Origin of the sequence: Natronosalvus vescus (assembly GCF_023973145.1) — an archaeon.
In the GTDB taxonomy this organism is placed as follows: domain Archaea; phylum Halobacteriota; class Halobacteria; order Halobacteriales; family Natrialbaceae; genus Natronosalvus; species Natronosalvus vescus.
Genome location: NZ_CP099546.1, coordinates 2,729,762 through 2,750,291 on the forward strand (window position 1 = coordinate 2,729,762; position 20,530 = coordinate 2,750,291).

Consider the following 20,530-nt stretch of genomic DNA (forward strand, 5'->3'; position numbering starts at 1 on the left):
GTGGCAGGTGCATGTAACGAGAGCAAACGGGCCTAGGTCAGGACGTTCTCAGAAGCGAGACGGCATCGCTCACTGCGGATGGGGTGGTTTCTTCCCCGCGATATCGAGTACGTGCTCCCCCAGCCGTTTTGCCATCAGCGGCGGTACCGCGTTCCCGATCTGATTGGCGACGTCGTCGAATCGACCCTCGAACACGAAGGTGTCCGGGAAGCTCTGAATTCGCGCTCCCTCGCGGAGCGAGAGTCCCCGGTTTTCGGTCGGATGCAGCTTGTCCCGTGGGTTGAAATCCGTCGTCATGATGGTGTTCGACTGGCCGTCCGGCTCGAGGCGCATGTACCGCGGCCGGATCCCCGATTTGGTGTTCAGGTCGTAGCCGAGGGTGCCATCTTCCTCGTCGGTACGGATCCACCCGTCGTCGTGGAGCCGCTCGAGTGCCTCGTAAACCTCGTCATCGTCGTGGTCGATCCCCTCGGCGATGAGATGGTCGGGCACCGCGCCGACGGACTTACCGTTCATCCTGTACGCCTTCCGGGTTCGGTGACGGGCGATGAAGTGGAGGGCGTCCCGTTCGACGGCGCTAAAGCGGTGTGCCAGCAGATCCCAAACCTGGCGATAGCGGTCGCCAAAGCGGCTCGAGCGGTACATCTCGCCTGGCTCGAGGGCGTCGACGATGTGGCGGGTGTCCTCGTCGGTCGCCGGCTCCTTCGCCGTGTGATTCTCGGTCGTGGTTGCACCGTCGCGTACGAGCGGGAGGTACTCGTTGTCGGGGAACTCGGACAGTGGCGGCAGGTCGACCGTCCCGTCTTCGGTCGGGTCGGGAAGATCCTCGAGGGCCGCCGAGACGGTCGTCCAGCCCTGCATCCGCTCGCCCTCGAGGGTCAGTTGCCCGCCCCCGCCTTCACTGTGGGTGCCGGTCGGGAGCGACGGCTCGACGGTGAGATCCTCGCGGACGCCGCAGTAGATCACTCGCTCTCGGGTCTGTGGGACACCGAAGTCGGCGGCGTTCAGCGTCTCCCACTCGACCCGGTAGCCGGCGGCCGCGAACTCGGCTTCGATCGCCTCGAGGAACGCCTCGCCGATGGTGGTCATGCCGGCGACGTTCTCCATCATCACGTAGTCGGGTTCGAAGTGGGCGACCCACTGGATGAAGGAGAAGACGAGCTGGTTGCGCTCGTCGTCCAGCCGCCTGGAGCCGCGAGCGTCGCTGAAGCCCTGGCAAGGTGGACTGCCGAAGACGACGTCCACATCGAGATCCTTGATTTCTGAGGGAACGCCCTCGCTGATGTCGTGTAGAATGCCGGTTCCCTCGTGGTTGGCCTCGAAGCTCTCGAGGGCGCGCTCGTCGGTGTCGACCCCGTAGCGAACGTCGATGCCGGCGTCCTCGAAACCGGCGCTGAACCCACCCGCACCACAGAACAGGTCGATCGCGTTCATTTCCTATCCTCGATTGACTGCGGGGGTATATATGCATCGGGGAACGGCCGCGAGGTGTGTCTCGAGTTCGTATACACGCTGCTACCGTAGTTGGTTGAAATAATTTCTATTCAGCACTTTAATAACTAACCGCCGATAACGCCTGATACATGGCATCCACGACGAATAGCGTGATGAAAACACTCGGGATCATAGCAGTGTTCGTACTGCTGGGGGTACTTTTCACCGGTATAACGCTGCTGGACATCGGTGCGATGTATCCGGTCTTCCACACGACAGTCGTGTTGATTGTGCTGTATTTATTTTACAGGCTCGTGGTCGCCGTGGAGACGATCGCCAATAACGAGTGAGTTGACAACGCTACAGCGTTTCGTCCCCGGCGAGCGCTTTCAGCTTCTCGATGTTGCCAGCTGACTCCTCGAGCAAGAAGTTAAAGAGCCCCTCCATCGTCCCCGGGCCGCCGATCCCGTCCCAAAACTCCTCGGCGATGAGCATCCCGTCGCTCGATTTGACGTCGAAAAACGCCTGCGGAGGCCACCAGCTATAGTCCTCGAGGCTGCCGTAGGGATTGAACGGGAAGACGTACCGACAGATCGGCGTCGGTTCCTTGCGGTGTTTGTAGGCGGCAACCGTCTTCAGCATCTGACGTTTCGACTCCATCGTCTGATCACGGTTGGGTTTCGGCGTCTTGATTTCGGCGGCGAGGGGCTGCCCGTTTCGAAAGTCCTCGATCCAGAGATCCCACGTAATCCGTCCGATCGGCTTGAAGCTCGACTGGCTCGAGTCGACCGCCAGCACCTCGGCCGTTTCGCGCTCCCAGTCGGGTTCACGGTCGCCGTCGGCTAGCTCACCGATGATCGTCTCGATTCGATTCTCCTCGGCGTGGCTCAACTCGAGGTCGGTACAGGCGTGCTGGGTTTCGGCCGGGCCGACGGCGTCGTTCGTGTTCGCCACCGCGCGCCCGAACTCCTCGTACATCTGCTGGCCGAGTTTCTGGGTGAAACTGCGTTCGAAATTAGCGAGTACCCAGAACAGTGGCGAGGGCATCATGATCGCCTTGAACGCCTCGTTGCGCTTGAACTCCGGCCAGTCGAAGTTGCCAGCCTTCTCGAGGGGGCGCTCGAAGAAGCCGTCGGTCACCGCCCGTAGTTCCGCCTTCGTCGCCGGATCCAACTCTGTGTCACCGATGTGCTCGAACCGTTGCTCCATCGACCGATCCTTACGCCGTCTCCGCAAAATGGTTTGGGTGTTTGACTGTCGGCTTTTATGGTGCGTCCTCGGTCTCTACGGAACCATCCACCACATTCGATTCTCGGTCATCCTGCAACACCCACCGCAATCGATTACTTCGTCAGCGAGACCAGCACGAGAATCAGCCCGCTCGAGACGATGACCGCCTGAATGAGGCCTGCAGAGAGGATCGACGTGCCAAAGACCAGGTAGATGAGTCCCTCACAAATCGCTCCCGCGCCGATGAAGACGAACCCGGCGGAGACGTACAGCATCGGTTCGCGACCGTTGCGACGGTAGCCGTGGTAGGCGAGGTAGGCGACGGCGAGGCTTAACACGAGCGTAATCAGTTTCGCGAGTACGAACGGCGCCTCGATCGAACTCATCGGTCGCCTCGTAATTCGTCCCACAGCGCCGTAAAGTTGTCAGCGAGTTCGTCACGCGTCTCGAGCGTGAGCGTCAACTCCCCGCCCGTGAGGCTGACGTGCAGTCCCTCGAGGACGGTCTCGAACTCGCTTCTGTGCGAGCCGTCGGGCCCGATCGTGGTGCGTTCCTCGAGGAGGTCGTGTTCCTGTAACATCGACACCCGTCGATAGATGGTCGCGAGCGAGGCGTCACACGCGTCGCTCAGCGCTTTTGCGGTCATCGGTTGTCGATCCGCCTCGAGCAGTATCTGGCGCGCGTAGTCGTCCGCGAGTACTTGGAAAATCTCCGACGACTCCGACGACCCACCGTGCGCGGTTCCCTTCGAATGCACGGTGGCCCGCTCACCGTTCTCACACAAATAAGCGGCGATTTGCCTGGTCAGCAAAAGTCCACTGGTGTTTTGTACCAGTCCGTTACCCTAGAGGGTAGCGACGAATTCACGGAACCATGACTGACTATCTGCTCGCATTTAAACCCGCGATCGGTCTCTACGGACAACACGACCCGAGTGCCGTCCTCTTCGAAGACGGCACGCCGGTGTTCGGTGTCGAGGAAGAGCGCTACACGCGGGAGAAACACGCCACCGAGACGTTCCCCGAAAACGCGATTCGAGCGTGCCTCGAGTATCGCGACCTCCACCTATCGGACGTCGACCGGATTCTGCTGCCGTACGATCCCTCCCTCCGTAGCGAGATTACCGGGCACTACCTGACCGACGCGATACGCGTCCCCGGCATCGTACGGAAAGCGTCGGCGCTCGAACACACCCTCGTCACGCAGGTGCGCAGCCGGTTCGTCCCGACCCGTCAGATCGAGTCCCGCCTCGAGGAGATCGGCACGCCGGTACCGCCGGTCGAAACGCTCGCACACCACCGCTGTCACGCTGCCAGTGCGTTCCACCCGTCTGGGTTCGACGAGGCCGTCGTCCTCACGATTGACGCCAAGGGGGAGTACGATTCGACGGTCGTCTGGTACGCCACACCCAACGGGCTCAGGCGAATACGGACGTACGATCACCCAAACAGTCTGGGCCTCCTTTTCGCCATCGTCACGGAGTTCCTCGGCTACAGGATGTTCAACGGGGAGGGGAAGGTGATGGGGCTCGCTCCCTACGGGGAGGACAACCCGCAGATCGAGCGCGTCCTTCGCGATCTAATCGAGACCGGCGTCGACTACGACGTCACCGAACTCACCAAACGATGGGGGACGGGCTACGGAATCGAACGGCTCGAGGATGCCTTCGGACGCTCGCGAAACGAGACGCGCGGGGAGTTCGACCAGTGGGAGAAAGACCTCGCCCACACCGTCCAGAAACTACTCGAGGAGACGGTCGTCGATATCGTCGAGGACGCAGTAAGACAACTGGGCACTGCGAACGTCGCCCTGGCCGGCGGCGTCGCCCTCAACTGCAAGCTCAACAAGTACGTCCGGGAGTCCCCGGCGGTCGACGACGTGTTCATCCAGCCGGTCGCCCACGACGCGGGGCTCGCACTGGGTGCCGGCTGGGCCGAGCAACGCTCCGACGCGGTCGACCGGCAGACGACCGTCTACCTCGGCCCGTCCTACGACACCGAGGAGATTCGAGAGACCCTCGAGACGAACAAGATCGCCTACACGGAGCCGAACGACCTCGAGCGCTACGTCGCCGAGCGACTGGCCGACGGACAGCTCGTCGGCTGGTTCCAGGGACGGATGGAGATTGGGCCGCGTGCGCTGGGTAGTCGAAGCATCCTCGCCGATCCCAGAACGGCCGCCTCGCGCGACCGGGTCAACCGCTTCGTCAAGCACCGCGAGGAGTGGCGTCCGTTCGCCCCGTCGATGCTCGAGGAGGCAGCCCCGGAGTACCTCGTCGACGGCGGGCCCGCACCGTTCATGATCGACGCCTACGACACCAACCCGGACAGGGTGGACGACCTCGAGGCCGTGATCCACCCCGCTGACGATTCGACGCGACCACAGACCGTTCGCGAGGAGCAACATCCCCGGTACTATCGACTCATCTCGGAGTTCGCGGACATCACCGGCGTCCCGGTCGTGCTCAACACCTCGTTCAACGACCACGCCGAACCGATCGTCCGGACGCCGACACACGCGATCAAAGACTTCTACGGGATGGGGCTGGACGTGCTCGTGCTCGAGGATCTCGTGGTCGAGAAGGGGTCATCGTAGCGTCGCTGGTTCGGTCGCCTGTTCGAGTCGTCCGACATCACCACACGATTTCTCGGTTCGAACCGACTGCGATCAGCCGGGATCGCTGCTCGAGTCGATTTCCGGATCGCTCTCGGGGGGCGTCACGCCGAGTAGCCCCTCCACGAAAGCGGCGATGTCGGCGGCGAACGCCTCGACTTCGTTCCAGTCGGTGAACTCGATGTCGCCCGCTGGGTCGGGATCGGGTGGATCCTCGACCGTTCGCTTCGCAATTTGTTTCATCAGAAGTCGTTTGAGGAAGCCGTACTCCGAGTAGCGCAGCGCCCCGCCGAACAGCCCGATTCGGTCGGGATGCCAGCCCGTCTCCTCGATGAACGTCTCGACGTAACCTGCGGCCTGTTCGGCTCCCTGCTCGTCGGCAGAGGAGAGCGATACCTGGAAAAACGCCGTCGGCATCCCGGCCAGCGTATCTCGGTTCACCTGTACGAACTTCCTCACTGTAGATTGCTGTTTTCCGGCGTGGATGGACGACCCGACGAGTACCGCGTCGACATCCTCAAGCGCGACGTCGCCGTTCCGGACGCTCACGTCGACCGTCGTCGCTTGGTGTCCACGATCGGTGAGAACGTCGGCGATTCTGGACGCTACCTTCGCAGTCTGGCCTTCTCCAGTTCCGTAGACGATGTAAAACGAGCGCATGGGACACTCGAGGGGACTACTCGATCGAGGACGATAAAGGAAGGAGGCCAGCTATCGTCGACGATTGATGCCCGACTCGACCGGTGGCGTTCCCACAATCCGGGTCGCTCGAGACACCCTCCTCCCTAAATCCGGGGGACGTTATATCGCATCGCCGGTGGAAGGACGACCGATCGACGATGCCCGAGACTTCCGACGACGGAACCGACACCGCTGGTAGCGGAACCGACAGTTCCGCCGACGGAACCGACACCGTCGACGAGGAGTCACCGGACGGCGAACTGGGTGCCAGACTGAGCGAGGACGAATCGGATCTCCAGTCGATTCTCGGCCACGCCTACCGTGGGGAACTCGACCGGGAGACGACCTGGCGGTCGCGGCTCGACCAAACGACCACCTGGAGCGTTACCGTCATGGCCGCTATTCTGACGTGGGCGTTCTCGAGCACTGACAACCCCCACTACGTACTCCTCGTTGGCGTCCTCGCGGTTGGACTGTTCCTTCTGATCGAAGCACGCCGGTACCGAGATTACGACGTCTACCGGGCGCGGGTACGACTGTATCAGCAGTATTTATTGGCGAACGCGCTGGATCCGTCGGACACGCTCGAGCGGGAGGACTGGCGAACCGAACTCGGCGACGATTATCGGCGCCCAACGCTCAAAATCTCGCTGTTCGAGGCGGTGGCGAACCGACTCCGACGAATCTACCTCGCCCTGGTGAGCGTGCTCTGTCTCGCCTGGCTCTTCCGCGTGACGGCGTTTCTCGCCGATCAGCGCCTCCCGGAGTCGGCTTCGATCGGGACGGTTCCGGGTACCGTCGTCATCGCGGTTGTCGTCCTCGGCTACGGATCTCTCCTGGCGATCGTATTCTGGCCACACGAACGTGAGGCGAAAGGGGAGTTCCGAGATACCGAAATCGCCGACTGGAAGGATCGGGAGTGAGCCTGGACTGAGCGGGCTGATATACTGATGCACCGTCGAACGCCGACGTCATAGCGGCTGGTCGATCGGAGCGTGCTGACAGCGATTTCCCAGCGCCCATCGGTCACTCCGGGGCGGTTACCGACGGCACCGCCGACACGTACGTCTGTGCCGGACGACTATCAGCCCCGCGAGTATCGCCACCGAGAGTGCCCCGAGAATGGGACGGTACGGATCGAAGTACGTCATCAGGGTGGAGGAGCCGAACAACACCAGCAGGAACGCGTTACAGGTCGGGCAACCGACCGCCAGGAAGCCGCCGATCAGGCCGACGAACGCGCCGCGATCGGATTCGGTCGCGTCATCCCTCGCCGTGACGTTACCTGTCGTTCCGCCGGCCGTCGCGTCGTCAGATGTCGTTCCGGTTCCAGTAATTTTGTCACCCGTCTCGAGTTCGGATCCTGCGTCGTTCACCGTGATGGAAACCCGTTGCGTTGCGTACCCCCCGGCTAACAGCGCCGTCAGCGTCAGGAACAGATATTCGACCGGCGTCCGGGGAACCATCCGCATATAGAACGGGTTTGGGATGAGGCCCGTGACGAACCCGAACAATCCGAACACGCCGACGGCGACCAGCGCTCCCAGACTGATGGCTCGTCGACCGGGTCGAATCGGGCGACACGCGTAGTCGTCGGTCACGTCGCCCCCTCCGTTCCGAGCCGGCACCGTTCAGGATGGCCTGCCCGCCCTAAGAAGAAGAGGATGAGCGCCAATCCGGCGATCCGAAGGAGCGCACCTTCGTATGGGAGCATCGCCAGCCCGCCGGCGAATCCGAGAAAGCCGAGCAGGCCCGCACCACAACTTGCACACCCCGACGCGAGAAGACCGGGGAGCACGCCCGAGAGGTCGGCGAGACTCGAGGGGCCGACGATCCGAAGCTGTGCGACGACGTTGACGACCGCGACGCCCGTCAGGAGGGCGTAGAGGACGACGATGCCGAGGCCCGTCCAGCCGTCCGTTCGGTAGATGGTCTCCGTGAGCGAGCGAAGCACGTAGTCGAACCAGTGGAGGCCGTCCCCGAGCATCTGGATCGTGAACTCCGGCATCGTACTCAACACGAGGACGACGTAGGTCACGGCGGTGACGACCACCAGGCCAGCCGTCCCCCGCCAGGATTCGAACGGATACGTGACGGCCTCGTGGAGGTTCCTGACGAAGCCGTCGATCCGTTCGCGCCAGTTCATCGAACCCCCACCTCGTAGCGGGAATCGTCGGTCCGTCCCACGACCTCGATCAGTTTCACAAACGCGGTCAGTGGAGTCTCGAGCGACGAAACTGGTGCGGTGACCGGGAAAACGGCCTCGGGGGGCGAACAGGTACCTGTCTCGCCGATCGACGTCACTGTTAGGTGGGAAAAGGGGGTCGATCCCCAAATGTCCACCCGCGATTTGCTGGGCCAGCAAAACGGCGATTCCGTTTAGAACCGGGAGTATGTATGGGTGGTGAGAACGATATGTCGCTGGATCAGCCGTCGCGTCGAGCCGTCGTCGCCGGAGCTATCTTCGCCCTCGGTGGTGGGGGTGCCTACTACCTCTCACGCGCTGAAAACGACCCAGGTCACGCCGTGGATCCCGAGGTACACGCGAGCGATGAAATGTCTGACCTGGGCGTCGAACTGCGTGGTAAACCGATTCTGGGATCGCCCGATGCGCCGCTCGAGATCTACTACTGGACGGACTTTCAGTGTCCGTTCTGTGCACAGTTCGAACACGAGTCGCTGCCCGCCGTCGTTCGCGACCACATCGAACCGGGGCGGGTTCGCATGGTCGTCATCCCGTTGCCCTACTTCGGCGAGGACTCGATGACGTCGGCAGTCGCCTCGCGGTGCGTGTTCGAACACGTTCGAGGGGACGACCGCTCGACGTACTGGGACTGGCACGCGGCGGTCATCGATGCACAGGGTGAACGCAACTCGGGGTGGGCGGGGGCTGACAACCTCGTCGAGATCACCCGGTCGGTCGATGGCGTCGACGCGGGGGGACTCGAGGCGTGTCTCGACGACCAGCGGTCGACCTACGAGAGTGAGACCGAGGCCGACGCGGGGCAGGCACGGTCGTTCGGCGTCACGGGGACGCCGACGTTCGCCGTTTTCGACCCCGAGACGGAACGGGTCGGGACGCTCGTTGGGGCGCAGCCGCCGGAACGGTTCGACGAGGCGATCGACCGAATCGAGAACGAATAGTTGTCGTTGCTGGCAGCGTCAAGGGGGTTACCGTAAGCGTTCGTCTCGAAACCCAACACCTCATTACGTGGTTGCAGATATCGTCAGTGTGACTACAGGCCCCTCTCACGACTAACTCGAGCACCTCAGAGAGCAGGTCGAGGCGGTAGAAGCCCGACTCGATGCACAATCCTCCCAGTTGCGACTGTTCTGGGGACTCCTCCTCGGTGGAATCGTGACCATCGTTCTCCTCTCGCTCTCGTTGCCAGTGACAGTCCTGGTGGTGTTGTTGGGCCCGCTGATCGTGGTCGTAGTGGCGCTTCTGTTTGCCGTTCTCAAGCGGGTGCGGTGACAGCAGTCTGCACATTACCCACAGCCGCCGAATCGCCCGTCTCAGGTGCCTTCGGACGGTAGTCAAACACGCAGACACTGTTCTGCGAGCTATTGGGCGCTCCCTCGAGTCACGGCACGCGTCGACGATGGCTTGCACCGGCATGTGAGACGTTGATTGACCCGAGAGGTGTGCGTTTGCCCGTCATGGCGGTAGAAGCTATTTCACACGCGGACGACCAGATGCAGGAGTGTATCGACAACTGTCTCGAGGCAGCCCAGGTCTGTGAGTGGTGTGCGGACGCCTGTGCGGACGAAGGCGAAGCGATGGCCGAGTGTATCCGCCTCTGTCGCGACGTCGCCGACCTGGCGACCCTCCACGCGCGGTTCATGGCTCGGAACTCGAGGTACCACGCCGACCTCGCGTCGATCTGTGCGGACGCGTGTGAGGCCTGCGCCGAGGAGTGTGCCCAACACGACCACGACCACTGCCAGGCCTGTGCCGAACTCCTCCCGGTGTGTGCGGAAACCTGCCGCGAGATGGCCGCCCACTGATCGATGGCGGATCGGGAGGATACCTGGTTCGGACTCTCCGAGCGAGTGAAACCGCTCGCGCAATCCGGAATCGTCCTCGGCGTCGGGCTGGGCGGTTTCGTCGACGGCATCGTCCTCCACCAGCTCCTTCAGACCCACCACATGCTGTCCGCTCGGACGGACACGACGAACCTCTCCGAGCTACAGCTGAACGTCCTCGCCGACGGCCTCTTTCACGTGGGCACGTTCCTCTTCACCGTCGTCGGCATCGGCCTACTGCTGCGCGCCTGGAGACGACCCGACGTCCCGCCCTCGAGTCGCGTCTTCGCCGGCTCGATCCTCGTGGGCTGGGGCCTCTTCAACCTGGTCGAGGGGATCGTGAATCACCACGTCCTCGAGTTACACCGCGTCTGGCCCGATGGCCCCGGCGGCGCCCCCCTCTGGGACGTGGCGTTCTTGCTGTTCGGCGTCGCTTTGCTCGTGGCGGGCTACGGGCTCGCCCGGAGCGCGGACGCGTCGACGCCCGATTCACCCATCGATTTCGAGGGCTGACCCTCGAGTCGATTCTGCAGAGCCGCTGTCACGGTTGCCTGTGCAAGGGAGGGTGCTGTTTTGCGGAGCCGTGGACGACTACGAATCCTCGTACCTCCATATTAGGGGGTCTCTCGATCCGTGGCGACGAGATGTGACTGGTGCCGTGGGAAAACAGGTTTCCCGATGCGGGTCGAAACCGATCCCGCTAGCTTCCGGCACCCGCGCAAGGCCGAGCACTTTCACCGATCACGACATACTCCAACGAGACAATCCTCATGGTATCCCAGATTTCGACGGCACAACTCGCAGAGCGGATCGACAGCGGCGAATCGTTTGCACTCATCGACACTCGTCTCGAAGACAGCTACGACGGGTGGCACATCAACGGTTCAGCGAACGTCCCCTTCCATCCTGACGACGGACTCTCCGAGGACGACCTCGATCGGGTCGAGGCAGCCGCCGACGGACAACCGGTCGTCGCCATCTGTGGGAAGGGACTCACGTCGGCCCCATTCGCCTTCGCCCTCGAGGATCACGGCTACGACGTCACCGTCGTCAAAGGCGGGATGGAAGACTGGAGCACGGTCTACGAGGTCGTCCCGGTCGAAACGGCCACCGACGACCTCGTCGTTGTGCAGCTCCAGCGACGGGCGAAGGGCTGTCTCGGCTACGTTATCGGCTCGAAACGCGCCGGTGAGGCCGTCGTCGTCGACCCGACCCGCCAGACCGATCGGTTCAAAGTCGTCGCCCAGGAGGCTGGTCTCACCATCGACCGCGTCCTCGATACACACGTCCACGCCGATCACATCTCGGGCGGGGCAACGCTGGCCGGGGAACTCGAGGTACCCTACCACCTGGGCGAACACGCGACCGACCGAGCCGTCGAGTACGACTACGAACCGCTGGCAGATGGCGAGACGATCTCGGTTGGTGACGTCGAGATCGAGGTCACAACGCTGCACACCCCGGGACACACGACCGAGATGGTCAACTACCTCGTCGACGGCGAGATCCTGTTGACCGGCGATACGTTGTTCGTCGAGTCGGTCGGCCGGACGGAGCTCCAGTTCGGCGACGAGGACGCCTCCGAGGGAGCTGCACTGCTGTACGAATCGCTCCACGAGACGATCCTCGAGTTGCCCGACGACACGCTCGCGTTGCCGGGACACGTCTCCGTCGCGGCCGACGGCACGTACGCGGTTGGCTCGCCGGGGGAGACGATCGGTGCCCACCTGGGAACGCTCCGCGAGGAACTCGAGTTGCTCGGACTGAGCGAGGACGAGTTCGTCGAACGGCTGACGGAGAACGCCCCCGAGAAGCCGGCGAACTACGAGCAGATCATCGCGATCAACACGGGGTCGGAGGCGCCAGACGACGAAAACGAGGCGACGGAACTCGAGACCGGGCCGAACAACTGCGCGGCTTGATCGGCCGACGACGGTGCCCCAGTCCAAATCATCACCCTACCGAACGGCGTCGTGACGGGGCGTATGCAGGTTGTACCTATTACTACCCGATGGATGTGTGAGTCAACGACACACGGGTCACTTCTATGGCAGACGACTTCCCGCCAATGACGTCGGCCAAGCGGTGGCTAGTTACCACCAACCACAAGGACGTGGGAATTCTCTACCTGGTGACCGCCCTCTTTATATTCGTAGCTGCTGGTCTGCTGGCGATGCTATTTCGCCTGCAGCTGTGGTCACCCGGCGGCGGTTTCCTGTCCGATAGCGCGTTCAATCAGGCCGTGACCGGCCACGGGATGTTGATGGTCTTTTGGTTCATCTCGCCGCTTGCCTCGGGCTTTGCGAACTACGTCGTCCCGCTACAGATTGGGGCCAAAGACCTCGCATTCCCCCGACTGAACGCGCTGAGTTACTGGTTTTACCTGTTTTCCGCCATACTCGTTATACTCTCGTTTTTCGTGGGATCGACCTACGCCGGCGGGTGGACGATGTACGCGCCGCTGAACGTGCCGACGTACACGCCGGCGATGCAGGCGACCACCGGTGGCAACGTCACCATCCTCGCGCTGATCATGTTTATTCTCTCGATCACCCTCGGGACGGTGAACTTCCTGACCACGATTCACCGCTCGCGGGCGGAGGGACTCGGGCTGTGGAACATGCCGCTGTTCACGTGGTCGTGGCTGCTGACGGTCTGGATGATGCTGTTCGCGTTCGCAACGCTACTCGCCGCCGTGGTGTTGCTCGCAACCGATCGCATCCTTCTAACCCAGTACTTCGCGACCGACCAGGGATCGAGCCTGTTGTGGGCGCACCTCTTCTGGTTTTTCGGCCACCCGGAGGTGTACATCGTCTTCTTCCCCGCGCTGGGGATCATGTTCGAGACGTTCCAGACGTTCTGTGGCCGGCGACTGGTCGGGCGCAAGTGGGTCATCATTTCGATGGTGCTCGTCGCGGTTCAGTCGTTCCTGGTCTGGATGCACCACATGTTCTTGACCTCGATCAACCTCGAGATCAAGACGCTGTTCATGGCGACGACGATCGGGATCTCGCTGCCGTTCGACCTGATGGTGTTCGCGCTGATCTACACGATGGTCAAGGGTCGAATACGGTTCACGACGCCGTTCCTGTTCAACCTGGGGGCCCTGGTATTGTTCATCCTCGGCGGTATCACCGGGGTGTTCCTGGGCGCGGTCGTCCTGGACTACGAGTTCCGTGGCACCTACTGGGTCGTCGCCCACTTCCACTACGTGATGTTCGCGGGTGGGACGGCACTGATCGGCGGTATCTACTACTGGTGGCCCAAGATCACCGGGAAGATGTACGACGAAGCCCTCGGCAAGATTCACTTCGCCGTCTTCTTCGCTGGCTTCAACCTGCTGTACTTCCCGATGTTCCTCGCCTGGGAAACTCCGAGACGCGTTTTCCACTACCAGGAGGGACTGCAACTCTATCACCAGATGGCGACCGTCGGCGCGTTCGTCCTGGGGGGATCGTTCCTGATCATGTTTTACGCACTCGGCAAGAGCCTGGTGGCTGGCCCCGACGCACCGGACAACCCCTGGGAGTTCTCCCGCACTGCCGAGTGGGCGATCCCGTCGCCGCCACCGCTCGAGAACTGGGCCGGCCGGCCGAGCTACGCCAGCGGTCGCCTCGAGTTCGTCGATCAGCCGTCAGCGACGACCGACGGCGGTGCGTTGCCAACTGAAACGGGCACGATGGAGACCGGCACGGGTACGGCCGGTGAGCACGACGGCGAACACGTCGACCACGCCAGCATCTGGCCCTTCGGTATCGGCCTCGCGATGTTCGTCTTCTTCCTCGGGTTGTCGGGGCTGACGCCGTATCTCGCGAATTTCGCCGAGCCGAGAGGGGCGACAATCGTCGATTCACCGGAGCCAAACGCGGTCTATCCGATTCTCACCCTGATCGGCCTCGCGATGCTGTTTTACACCCTCTGGCAGTTCGGAATGGAGCAGTTCAACGCCCCAGATCAACCGATTGCCGAACGCTGGCCGTTCGACGGCGTCGGAAAGACGAAACTCGGCGTCTGGTTCTTCCTGGCCTCGGACGTGATGGTCTTCGGTGCCATCATCGGCGCCTTCCTCTTCCTGCGGATTCATCTGGGCTGGAGCGAGTGGACGACCGTCCCGCCTGCCGCGTGGCCCGGCCTGCTCAACACCTACGTGCTGTTGACCTCGAGTTTCACGGTCATCCTCGCGCTCGTCATGGCCGAACGCGGCAACAAGAAGGGACTGCTGGCGGCGCTGTCGGCGACGATGCTCCTCGGACTGACCTTCATGGGCGTGAAAGCCTGGGAGTACAGTTCGAAATTCGCCGAGGGCGATTACTGGTTCAGCGGCCTCGAGTACTCCGTGTACTACGTGACGACCGGCATGCATGGCTTGCACGTTCTCTTCGGCCTGTTCGTCGCCGGGTTCATGCTCGTTCGAATTGCGACGGTTGACGCCTACCTCGAAGATCCACGTCCAGTGGAGTTCTTCGGGCTTTACTGGCACTTCGTGGACATCGTCTGGGTGTTCCTGTTCCCGCTGTTCTACCTGATGTAGCGTCTCATTTTTGGGTGGTGATCCCCGATTCCCCATTCGAGCCTCCGGCAGCATTCCAGGTCGGAGAAATAGTTATGGTCGCTACGGCCTGACTGTATGCACGCGTGGATGGTCAGTCTCCGTGGCCCGTAGGGTAACTGACCGCAACACACTCGAAACCGCATGAAAATTCTGTCGTGTAACGCGGGGTATCTGCTCGGCTATCAGAACGTGTGCTGGGGCTACGTTCCCCCGCCGATTGGGTCGCTGGTCGGCGACGGGAACGTTGAACGCCAAAAGCTCGAGCAGCTCGTCTCGGTGATCGATCGCGAACGCCCCGACATCGTCTCGCTGCTCGAGGTCGACCAGGGCTCCCACCGGACGGTCACCGACGGGCAGTTCCGCACCATCATCGAGTCGCTCCGGGAACAGGGACTCTCGTACACTGGTGCCGTGCGCAACAAGTACGGCAACGCTACCGGCAGCGCCAGCGACAAGGGCTACGGCTACACTGTTGGCCCCGAGTCACTCCCCTTCTTTCGCCACCTGGGCAACGCCGTCCTCTCACACTCGAGTGTCGCCAGCACGCCGACGCCCCACTACCTGACGGCGGGTCGCAAACGGCTCGTCCTCGAGGTCGAGCTTACGGCAAACCTGGTCGTGTTCGTGGTACATCTCTCCCTGGGATCCCGGAGTCGGGTACGACAACTGACCGAGCTGGCCGACCTCGTAGCCGACCGCTCCAACGGGCGGAACGTCGTTGTGACCGGCGACTTCAACACGTACGACGAAACGGGTTCACTGGGCACCTTCGCCGACCGAACCGGCCTCGAGATCCGGGTTCCTGGCGAGACGGTTCCTGAGAGACCGTTCGACGACTTCTTCGTCGACTCCCGTAGCCTCGACCTGTTCGTGTGCTCGCCAGGTCTCGAGATCGACCGCTGTGACGTCCTCGACGTCCAGCTGTCGGATCACCGCCCGATCGTCCTCGAGACGAGTGGATGATTGGACGGGGCTCGAAATCGAATCAACTACACTGATTACCGTCGACGGTAGACACCAGCCAATGAACGAGATCGAGGCCAGATCGTCCCATACACTCCTGGGAACGAACGACGGTGATCGACGCGTTCAGGCGGCGCTGGCCGACCTGCTTGCCGAGGACGGGACGGTCTACATCGTCAGCGGATACTTTACCTACCAGGGGTACCGCCAGATACGCGACCACGTCGTGTCCTTTCTCGAACGATCTCGGGAGAACGAACTCGTCGTGGTCGTCGGCCCCGCATCCGACCAGTTCTCCTCGCGAATCGCCTACGACCTGTGGTCGCTGGACGGATACGATCAGGTGTCCCTGTACAAGCAGCCGCGAGGACTGCACGCGAAGCTCTACGTCCGCGACGGGCCGAACCCACGGTGTATCCTCGGCTCGGCGAACATCACGCAGGTCGCGTTCGAGTACAACATCGAACTGGGTCTCGAGATGATCCGGGATAGTCCCGACCACCCGGACATCCGGCCGCTTCTCGAGTGGGTCGACGAGTTGGTGGCGACGTCCGAACCGCTCAGGCGACGCGACCTCTTCGGCCCCGTACAGGTCGGCAGTTCGTTCGTCAACTGGTCGAACAAAGCCCGATTGCTCCCCATGCGGAACGTGGCGCTCAGGGTGATCCCGATTCTGTTGTTGATCTTCCTCTTTTCGGGACTGTTCCGCTTCGTGTGAGTCCCAGCTCCGTCTCGAGACGGTCGCCCGTTCTCCGTGCCCTGCACCGGTATCGACTGCCGTCGTAGCCGCGTGAGCGTACCGGGTTCGATGACCAACGTCAGTGTATTTAGAGGCCGTTTCACAACAACTAGTCATGACTCCCGAGGCGTTCGACTGGGTTCACGCACACGCGAACCGCACGCCGGAGCGAACCGCCGTCGTTGACACCGCCACCGGTGATGAGCTGACCTACGAGGCCTTCGACGAACGAGCCAGTCGCTTCGCTGACGTCCTCCGGAACGCCCTCGAGGTCGACCCGGGAGCACGCGTCACGATCCTCGCCCACAACGGGGCCCGGTATCTCGAGGTGCTGTACGGCTGTGCCAAAGCCGAGACGCTGTACGTCGCGCTCAACTGGCGGCTGGCCCCGCCGGAACTCGAGTACGTCATCGACGACGCCTCGCCCGACGTGCTCGTCTACGATCCGGCGTTCGCCGACGCCGTCGAACAGCTTCGCTCGCGTATCGACGTCGACCATTACATCTCCTTCGGGGAGCCCGATCACGACGATGACCGTGCCTACGACGCGGCGATGGAGCGCGCCAGCGGCGACCGGATCCGGATGCCCGACCGCGAGCGAACCGACACGTGGGGACTGTTGTACACCTCGGGGACGACCGGCCGGCCGAAGGGCGTTCGCCAGACGTTCGACATGGTGCTCTACAACGCGCTCAACATCGGCATCCCGACCGACCTCACGGCACGGGACACGACGCTGAACGTGCTCCCGTTCTTCCACACCGGTGGACTGAACCTCTACACCAACCCGACGCTCATCCAGGGCGGTACCGCAATCGTGCAGCACTCGTTCGATCCCGGCGAAGCGCTGGCGATTCTCGAGGATCGGGCGACGGTGTTCTTCGGCGTCCCCGCCGTGTACCGGGCGCTGTACGACCATCCGACGTTCGCGGAACGTGACCTGTCGTCGGTTCGCTCGTGGGCCTCCGGCGGGGCACCACTCCCGGTCAGCCTACTCGAGGCGTACGCCGACCATGATATCGTGATCCGCCAGGGCATGGGGATGACCGAAACCGGGCCGACAGTGACCCTGATCGACCGGGAACGGGCCCTCGAGAAGGCCGGCTCGATCGGCCAGGCGTCGCCGTTCGTTCGTACTCGAATCGTCGAGGTCGATGGGAGTGGTGATGGCGACGGCGATGATGGCGATACTGGCAATGCCGGTACCGCCGAGACGGTTCCACCCGGCGAAACCGGCGAACTCCAGGTCAAAGGGCCGGGCGTCACGCCCGGCTACTGGAACCGACCGGACGCCCAGGAGGAGGCGTTCACCGACGGCTGGCTCCACACCGGCGACGTCGCCAGACGGGACGAGGACGGCTACCTCTACATCGTCGATCGGCTGAAGAACATGTTCATCAGCGGGGGCGAGAACGTTTACCCGGCCGAGATCGAACACGCGCTGGACGAACACGACGGCATCGCTGAGGCTGCTGTCGTCCCCGTCCCCAACGACCAGTGGGGCGAGGTCGGGTACGCGTTCGTCGTCCCCGAACCCAACGTCGACCTCGACGAGGACGGCGTCCTCGCGTTCTGCCGCGGCCGACTCGCCGGCTACAAGGTACCGAAGACGGTCGACCTGATCGACGAACTGCCGCGAAACGCCGCGGGTAAGATCGAACGGCCGACGCTCGAGGAGCGGGCCCGATGACGACGATCGGGCGTATTTCGGTTGGTACGCCAACGAGTACGAACGGAGGGGAGATGACGACGAATCGCGGCGTCTCGAGCCCACCGGCAGCAGGGTTCGACTGGGCCGACCGATGACCGCGAGCGAGTTCGTCGATACGTCCGTCTCGGAGGGGATTGCGACGATTCACGTCGATCGAGCCGACCGCCACAACAGCCTCGTCCCCTCGCTTCTAACGGAAATGCTCGAGGCGGTCGAGCGAACGGCCGATGACGAGTCCGTTCGCGTTATCGTCCTTCGGACGGCCGGACCGACGTTCTCGACCGGCGGCGACGTCGCTTCCTTTTACGATCACTGGGAGTCGATCGTCGACTACTCGAGCGAGGTCGTCGGCGCGCTGAACGACGTTATCGTCGCGCTCCGGACGGCTCGCCCGCCCGTTATCGTCACCGTCGACGGACAGGTCACCGGCGGGTCACTCGGACTCCTGCTCGCGGCCGACATCGTGGTGATGAACCGGAAGGCGACAATCACACCCTACTACCCCGTCGTCGGCTTCAGTCCGGACGGCGGCTGGACGGCTCTGCTTCCGGAAATTATCGGACGAACGCGGACGATGCGGATTCTCGCGACGAACGAGACTATTTCCTCCGAACAGGCGCTCGAGTGGGGTTTGGCAAGCGAACTCGTCGGCGGTGATGGCGACGGAGACAGCGACAACATCGGCGAGGGCGACGGTGCCGTCCACGAGCGAACCGACGCCATCGCTCGAGAGATCGCCTCGATGAAGCCCGGCTCGATCGAGCGGTCGAAACGACTCGTGGGACTCGAGCTTGCCGAGGTCGAACGGCGGTTAGAACGCGAGCGCCGGGCCTTCATCGAGCAGATCCAGACCGAGGAGGCGCTGGAGGGAATGGCAGCGTTTCTCGAGACGTTGTAAGCTTCTGCGTATGTGGAATTTTCGGTGGATGAACGGGAATTGGTTGCTGAAAACAGACAACGAGTTCAGCACGAGAATGAGTTTTAGTTCATCAGACTTTACTGAACAGCCATCCATTTCGGATCCAAACTAAGCGGTGGTAACAATTGATACTACGAGGGAGGATAGATCAGACTCCACTTCCGATCAAGGGTTGTGGGACAGACTTTTAACGAGGGTAAATACGCCCAGTGAGAGGACTATTCCTCCAGCGAGGGACCAAATGAGCGTTTGATACAATCGGCTCGTTTCGATTCCCGTGGCGTAACTATAAAAATGAATATACAGGTGAAGGCCCCGGACGAGCGCGAGTGCTCCGAGACCAATGAGCACTCCCGAACCGATCAGGTAACCGCCAACCGTCATTCGTTGAACGACTTTCGATAGTGTGTCTCCGAAACTGGCGTTTGTTGTTTCAGTAGAATTCATATTCCGACTACATTGATACGGGGCAAAAGAATTACCCAAGTTAAAATGGTCACTTTAGGTACGAAGCGAGTGCTTCGCTCACTGCACTACCTGGATGTTACACACTGTTTTTGCCAGTTGGCGGTTGGGTCATATTTTATACCGATACACTACCAACCTGTATTGAGCGTTCGCCCCTCGCGTAGACCGCACTCTACCGAGTGCCATATTCGTACGTTGAGTTCAGCACGACAAATCTTGAAACGTATCAGTGATGCATGATTTCAACAGGATCACGTCTCTCGAGGCTCGTCACAACGGTGACTCACTCGAGTACGTCGATCACCGGCTCCTCCTCGAGCAACCGCGTGATGACGACCCTCGAGACGGCCTCGTGCTGGCAGACGAGGTCGCCGATCTCACGTGCGGTCGCCACGAGGTCGGGGGTGTCGGCCATGTTGAGCAGGGGGATTACGGTTGCCCCATCGGGAACGCGTTTCAACCCGCCGCCCGGGCTCGTGAGGATTGTCGCCACATCCTCGACGCTGATGTGCTCACCGATCTCGAGGCCCGTGATTGCGGCGACTTCCTCCGGGCGATGAACCACTCGATCGTCCAGCACCTCGCCGACAGCTCTGACGCTGGCGATAGGAACGACCGTCGTCGCGGACGTAGGTAGCTGTGGCTCGCGCTCGTCCGGTGCTTTGAGCCACCGTGTCCGTGCCCCATCGGCTTTGACCAGGATGGGGACGTCGACCTGTGCAGCGAGGTCGTCGATCACCGACGGCTCGTAGCCGCGGTATCGATCCCCTTCGTCAGCGGCGACCAGGCCGAGCGGCCAGTCTTCTGTGCGCTCGAGGGCGTCCTGGGGGGAGTCAGTTATCCTGACGGTGCTGACGTGTTCCTCGAACGGCGGGATGCGGACGGTCGCGGTGACCACCGCTCGCTCGAGTTGGTTCGCGAGGGCGTACAGCGTCGACTTCTTCCCGCCGGCGCCAACGACGCAGGTGACGCCACGGTCGGCCTCGAGGGTGTCGACCAGGGGAGCCGACGGCGGCATCAGTCGTCCACCTCGAGCGAGCGAGCGGCTGTCTCGGCTGGTGACATCGACCCGTCCGGTGAAAGTGCCACCGTCGGGTGCTCGAGTCGGTTCATGTGTCGTTCTTTCACTCGAGGTATATAGGTCTCAGTGCTTTCTCAGGCCGCTGAGACCACGGGGAGAGCGTGTGTCCCGAA

General features: G+C 62.3%; 20 protein-coding genes. 12 read left to right on the forward strand and 8 right to left on the reverse strand.

The annotated features are described in order from the left end of the window. Nucleotides 1–69: 69 nt before the first annotated feature. Nucleotides 70–1,434 carry a DNA cytosine methyltransferase gene (locus NGM68_RS13140; protein ID WP_252698694.1) on the reverse strand — a complete coding sequence of 455 codons (1,365 nt, stop codon included), beginning with the start codon at nucleotides 1,432–1,434 and terminating at the stop codon, nucleotides 70–72. Nucleotides 1,435–1,583: 149 nt separating this feature from the next. Here NGM68_RS13140 and NGM68_RS13145 point away from each other — a divergent pair, with 149 nt between their 5' ends. Further along, on the forward strand, nucleotides 1,584–1,784 hold the full coding sequence (locus tag NGM68_RS13145; protein WP_252698695.1) for a hypothetical protein: 201 nt from the start codon (nucleotides 1,584–1,586) through the stop codon (nucleotides 1,782–1,784). Nucleotides 1,785–1,794: 10 nt separating this feature from the next. Here the strand turns inward: NGM68_RS13145 and NGM68_RS13150 are convergent, their stop codons facing one another. From NGM68_RS13150 to NGM68_RS13160, 3 genes are all read right to left on the reverse strand, one after another. Then, complete coding sequence (locus tag NGM68_RS13150) at nucleotides 1,795–2,643, reverse strand: TdeIII family type II restriction endonuclease (protein ID WP_252698696.1); 849 nt, start codon at nucleotides 2,641–2,643, stop codon at nucleotides 1,795–1,797. 134 nt (nucleotides 2,644–2,777) lie between these two features. Further along, nucleotides 2,778–3,041, reverse strand: coding sequence for a DUF7521 family protein (locus NGM68_RS13155; protein WP_252701429.1), 264 nt, complete (start codon nucleotides 3,039–3,041; stop codon nucleotides 2,778–2,780). A 5-nt stretch (nucleotides 3,042–3,046) separates the two neighbouring features. Continuing rightward, nucleotides 3,047–3,421 carry a winged helix-turn-helix domain-containing protein gene (locus tag NGM68_RS13160; RefSeq protein WP_252698697.1) on the reverse strand — a complete coding sequence of 125 codons (375 nt, stop codon included), beginning with the start codon at nucleotides 3,419–3,421 and terminating at the stop codon, nucleotides 3,047–3,049. Nucleotides 3,422–3,537: 116 nt separating this feature from the next. Between NGM68_RS13160 and NGM68_RS13165 the strand changes: the two genes are divergently transcribed. Next, on the forward strand, nucleotides 3,538–5,259 hold the full coding sequence (locus NGM68_RS13165) for a carbamoyltransferase family protein (protein ID WP_252698698.1): 1,722 nt from the start codon (nucleotides 3,538–3,540) through the stop codon (nucleotides 5,257–5,259). Nucleotides 5,260–5,331: 72 nt separating this feature from the next. On the opposite strand, the gene NGM68_RS13170 is transcribed toward NGM68_RS13165, so the two are convergent. Continuing rightward, nucleotides 5,332–5,937, reverse strand: coding sequence for a flavodoxin domain-containing protein (locus NGM68_RS13170; protein ID WP_252698699.1), 606 nt, complete (start codon nucleotides 5,935–5,937; stop codon nucleotides 5,332–5,334). A gap of 179 nt (nucleotides 5,938–6,116) precedes the next feature. On the opposite strand from NGM68_RS13170, the gene NGM68_RS13175 reads away from it, so the two are divergent. Beyond that, nucleotides 6,117–6,881 carry a DUF2270 domain-containing protein gene (locus tag NGM68_RS13175; RefSeq protein ID WP_252698700.1) on the forward strand — a complete coding sequence of 255 codons (765 nt, stop codon included), beginning with the start codon at nucleotides 6,117–6,119 and terminating at the stop codon, nucleotides 6,879–6,881. A 117-nt stretch (nucleotides 6,882–6,998) separates the two neighbouring features. On the opposite strand, the gene NGM68_RS13180 is transcribed toward NGM68_RS13175, so the two are convergent. Then, nucleotides 6,999–7,559, reverse strand: a complete 561-nt coding sequence (locus NGM68_RS13180) for a hypothetical protein (RefSeq protein ID WP_252698701.1) — start codon at nucleotides 7,557–7,559, stop codon at nucleotides 6,999–7,001. Beyond that, entirely contained in the window at nucleotides 7,556–8,104 is a 549-nt protein-coding gene (locus NGM68_RS13185) for a hypothetical protein (protein ID WP_252698702.1), read from the reverse strand. The genes NGM68_RS13180 and NGM68_RS13185 overlap by 4 nt, the downstream gene beginning before the upstream one ends. A gap of 269 nt (nucleotides 8,105–8,373) precedes the next feature. On the opposite strand from NGM68_RS13185, the gene NGM68_RS13190 reads away from it, so the two are divergent. The 9 genes from NGM68_RS13190 (at nucleotide 8,374) to NGM68_RS13230 (ending at nucleotide 18,847) form a co-directional block, all read left to right on the forward strand. Further along, nucleotides 8,374–9,102, forward strand: coding sequence for a DsbA family protein (locus NGM68_RS13190; RefSeq protein ID WP_252698703.1), 729 nt, complete (start codon nucleotides 8,374–8,376; stop codon nucleotides 9,100–9,102). 516 nt (nucleotides 9,103–9,618) lie between these two features. Continuing rightward, nucleotides 9,619–9,966: a four-helix bundle copper-binding protein gene (locus tag NGM68_RS13195; RefSeq protein WP_252698704.1), complete on the forward strand. Its 348-nt coding sequence runs from the start codon at nucleotides 9,619–9,621 to the stop codon at nucleotides 9,964–9,966. Between the two features lie 3 nt (nucleotides 9,967–9,969). Continuing rightward, a complete protein-coding gene (locus NGM68_RS13200) occupies nucleotides 9,970–10,497 on the forward strand; it encodes a DUF2243 domain-containing protein (RefSeq protein WP_252698705.1) in 528 nt (175 codons plus the stop codon). Between the two features lie 257 nt (nucleotides 10,498–10,754). Further along, on the forward strand, nucleotides 10,755–11,906 hold the full coding sequence (locus NGM68_RS13205; RefSeq protein ID WP_252698706.1) for an MBL fold metallo-hydrolase: 1,152 nt from the start codon (nucleotides 10,755–10,757) through the stop codon (nucleotides 11,904–11,906). Between the two features lie 125 nt (nucleotides 11,907–12,031). Next, a complete protein-coding gene (locus NGM68_RS13210; protein ID WP_252698707.1) occupies nucleotides 12,032–14,515 on the forward strand; it encodes a cbb3-type cytochrome c oxidase subunit I in 2,484 nt (827 codons plus the stop codon). A gap of 162 nt (nucleotides 14,516–14,677) precedes the next feature. Further along, entirely contained in the window at nucleotides 14,678–15,499 is an 822-nt protein-coding gene (locus NGM68_RS13215; RefSeq protein ID WP_252698708.1) for an endonuclease/exonuclease/phosphatase family protein, read from the forward strand. A 61-nt stretch (nucleotides 15,500–15,560) separates the two neighbouring features. Then, the gene (locus NGM68_RS13220; RefSeq protein WP_252698709.1) at nucleotides 15,561–16,217 is read left to right on the forward strand and encodes a phospholipase D family protein; all 657 of its coding nucleotides are present in this window, start codon (nucleotides 15,561–15,563) and stop codon (nucleotides 16,215–16,217) included. 136 nt (nucleotides 16,218–16,353) lie between these two features. Next, the gene (locus tag NGM68_RS13225) at nucleotides 16,354–17,928 is read left to right on the forward strand and encodes an AMP-binding protein (protein WP_252698710.1); all 1,575 of its coding nucleotides are present in this window, start codon (nucleotides 16,354–16,356) and stop codon (nucleotides 17,926–17,928) included. A gap of 112 nt (nucleotides 17,929–18,040) precedes the next feature. Next, entirely contained in the window at nucleotides 18,041–18,847 is an 807-nt protein-coding gene (locus NGM68_RS13230; RefSeq protein ID WP_252698711.1) for an enoyl-CoA hydratase/isomerase family protein, read from the forward strand. A gap of 772 nt (nucleotides 18,848–19,619) precedes the next feature. On the opposite strand, the gene yqeC is transcribed toward NGM68_RS13230, so the two are convergent. Further along, nucleotides 19,620–20,354: a selenium cofactor biosynthesis protein YqeC gene (yqeC, locus tag NGM68_RS13235; RefSeq protein ID WP_252698712.1), complete on the reverse strand. Its 735-nt coding sequence runs from the start codon at nucleotides 20,352–20,354 to the stop codon at nucleotides 19,620–19,622. Nucleotides 20,355–20,530: the final 176 nt, after the last annotated feature.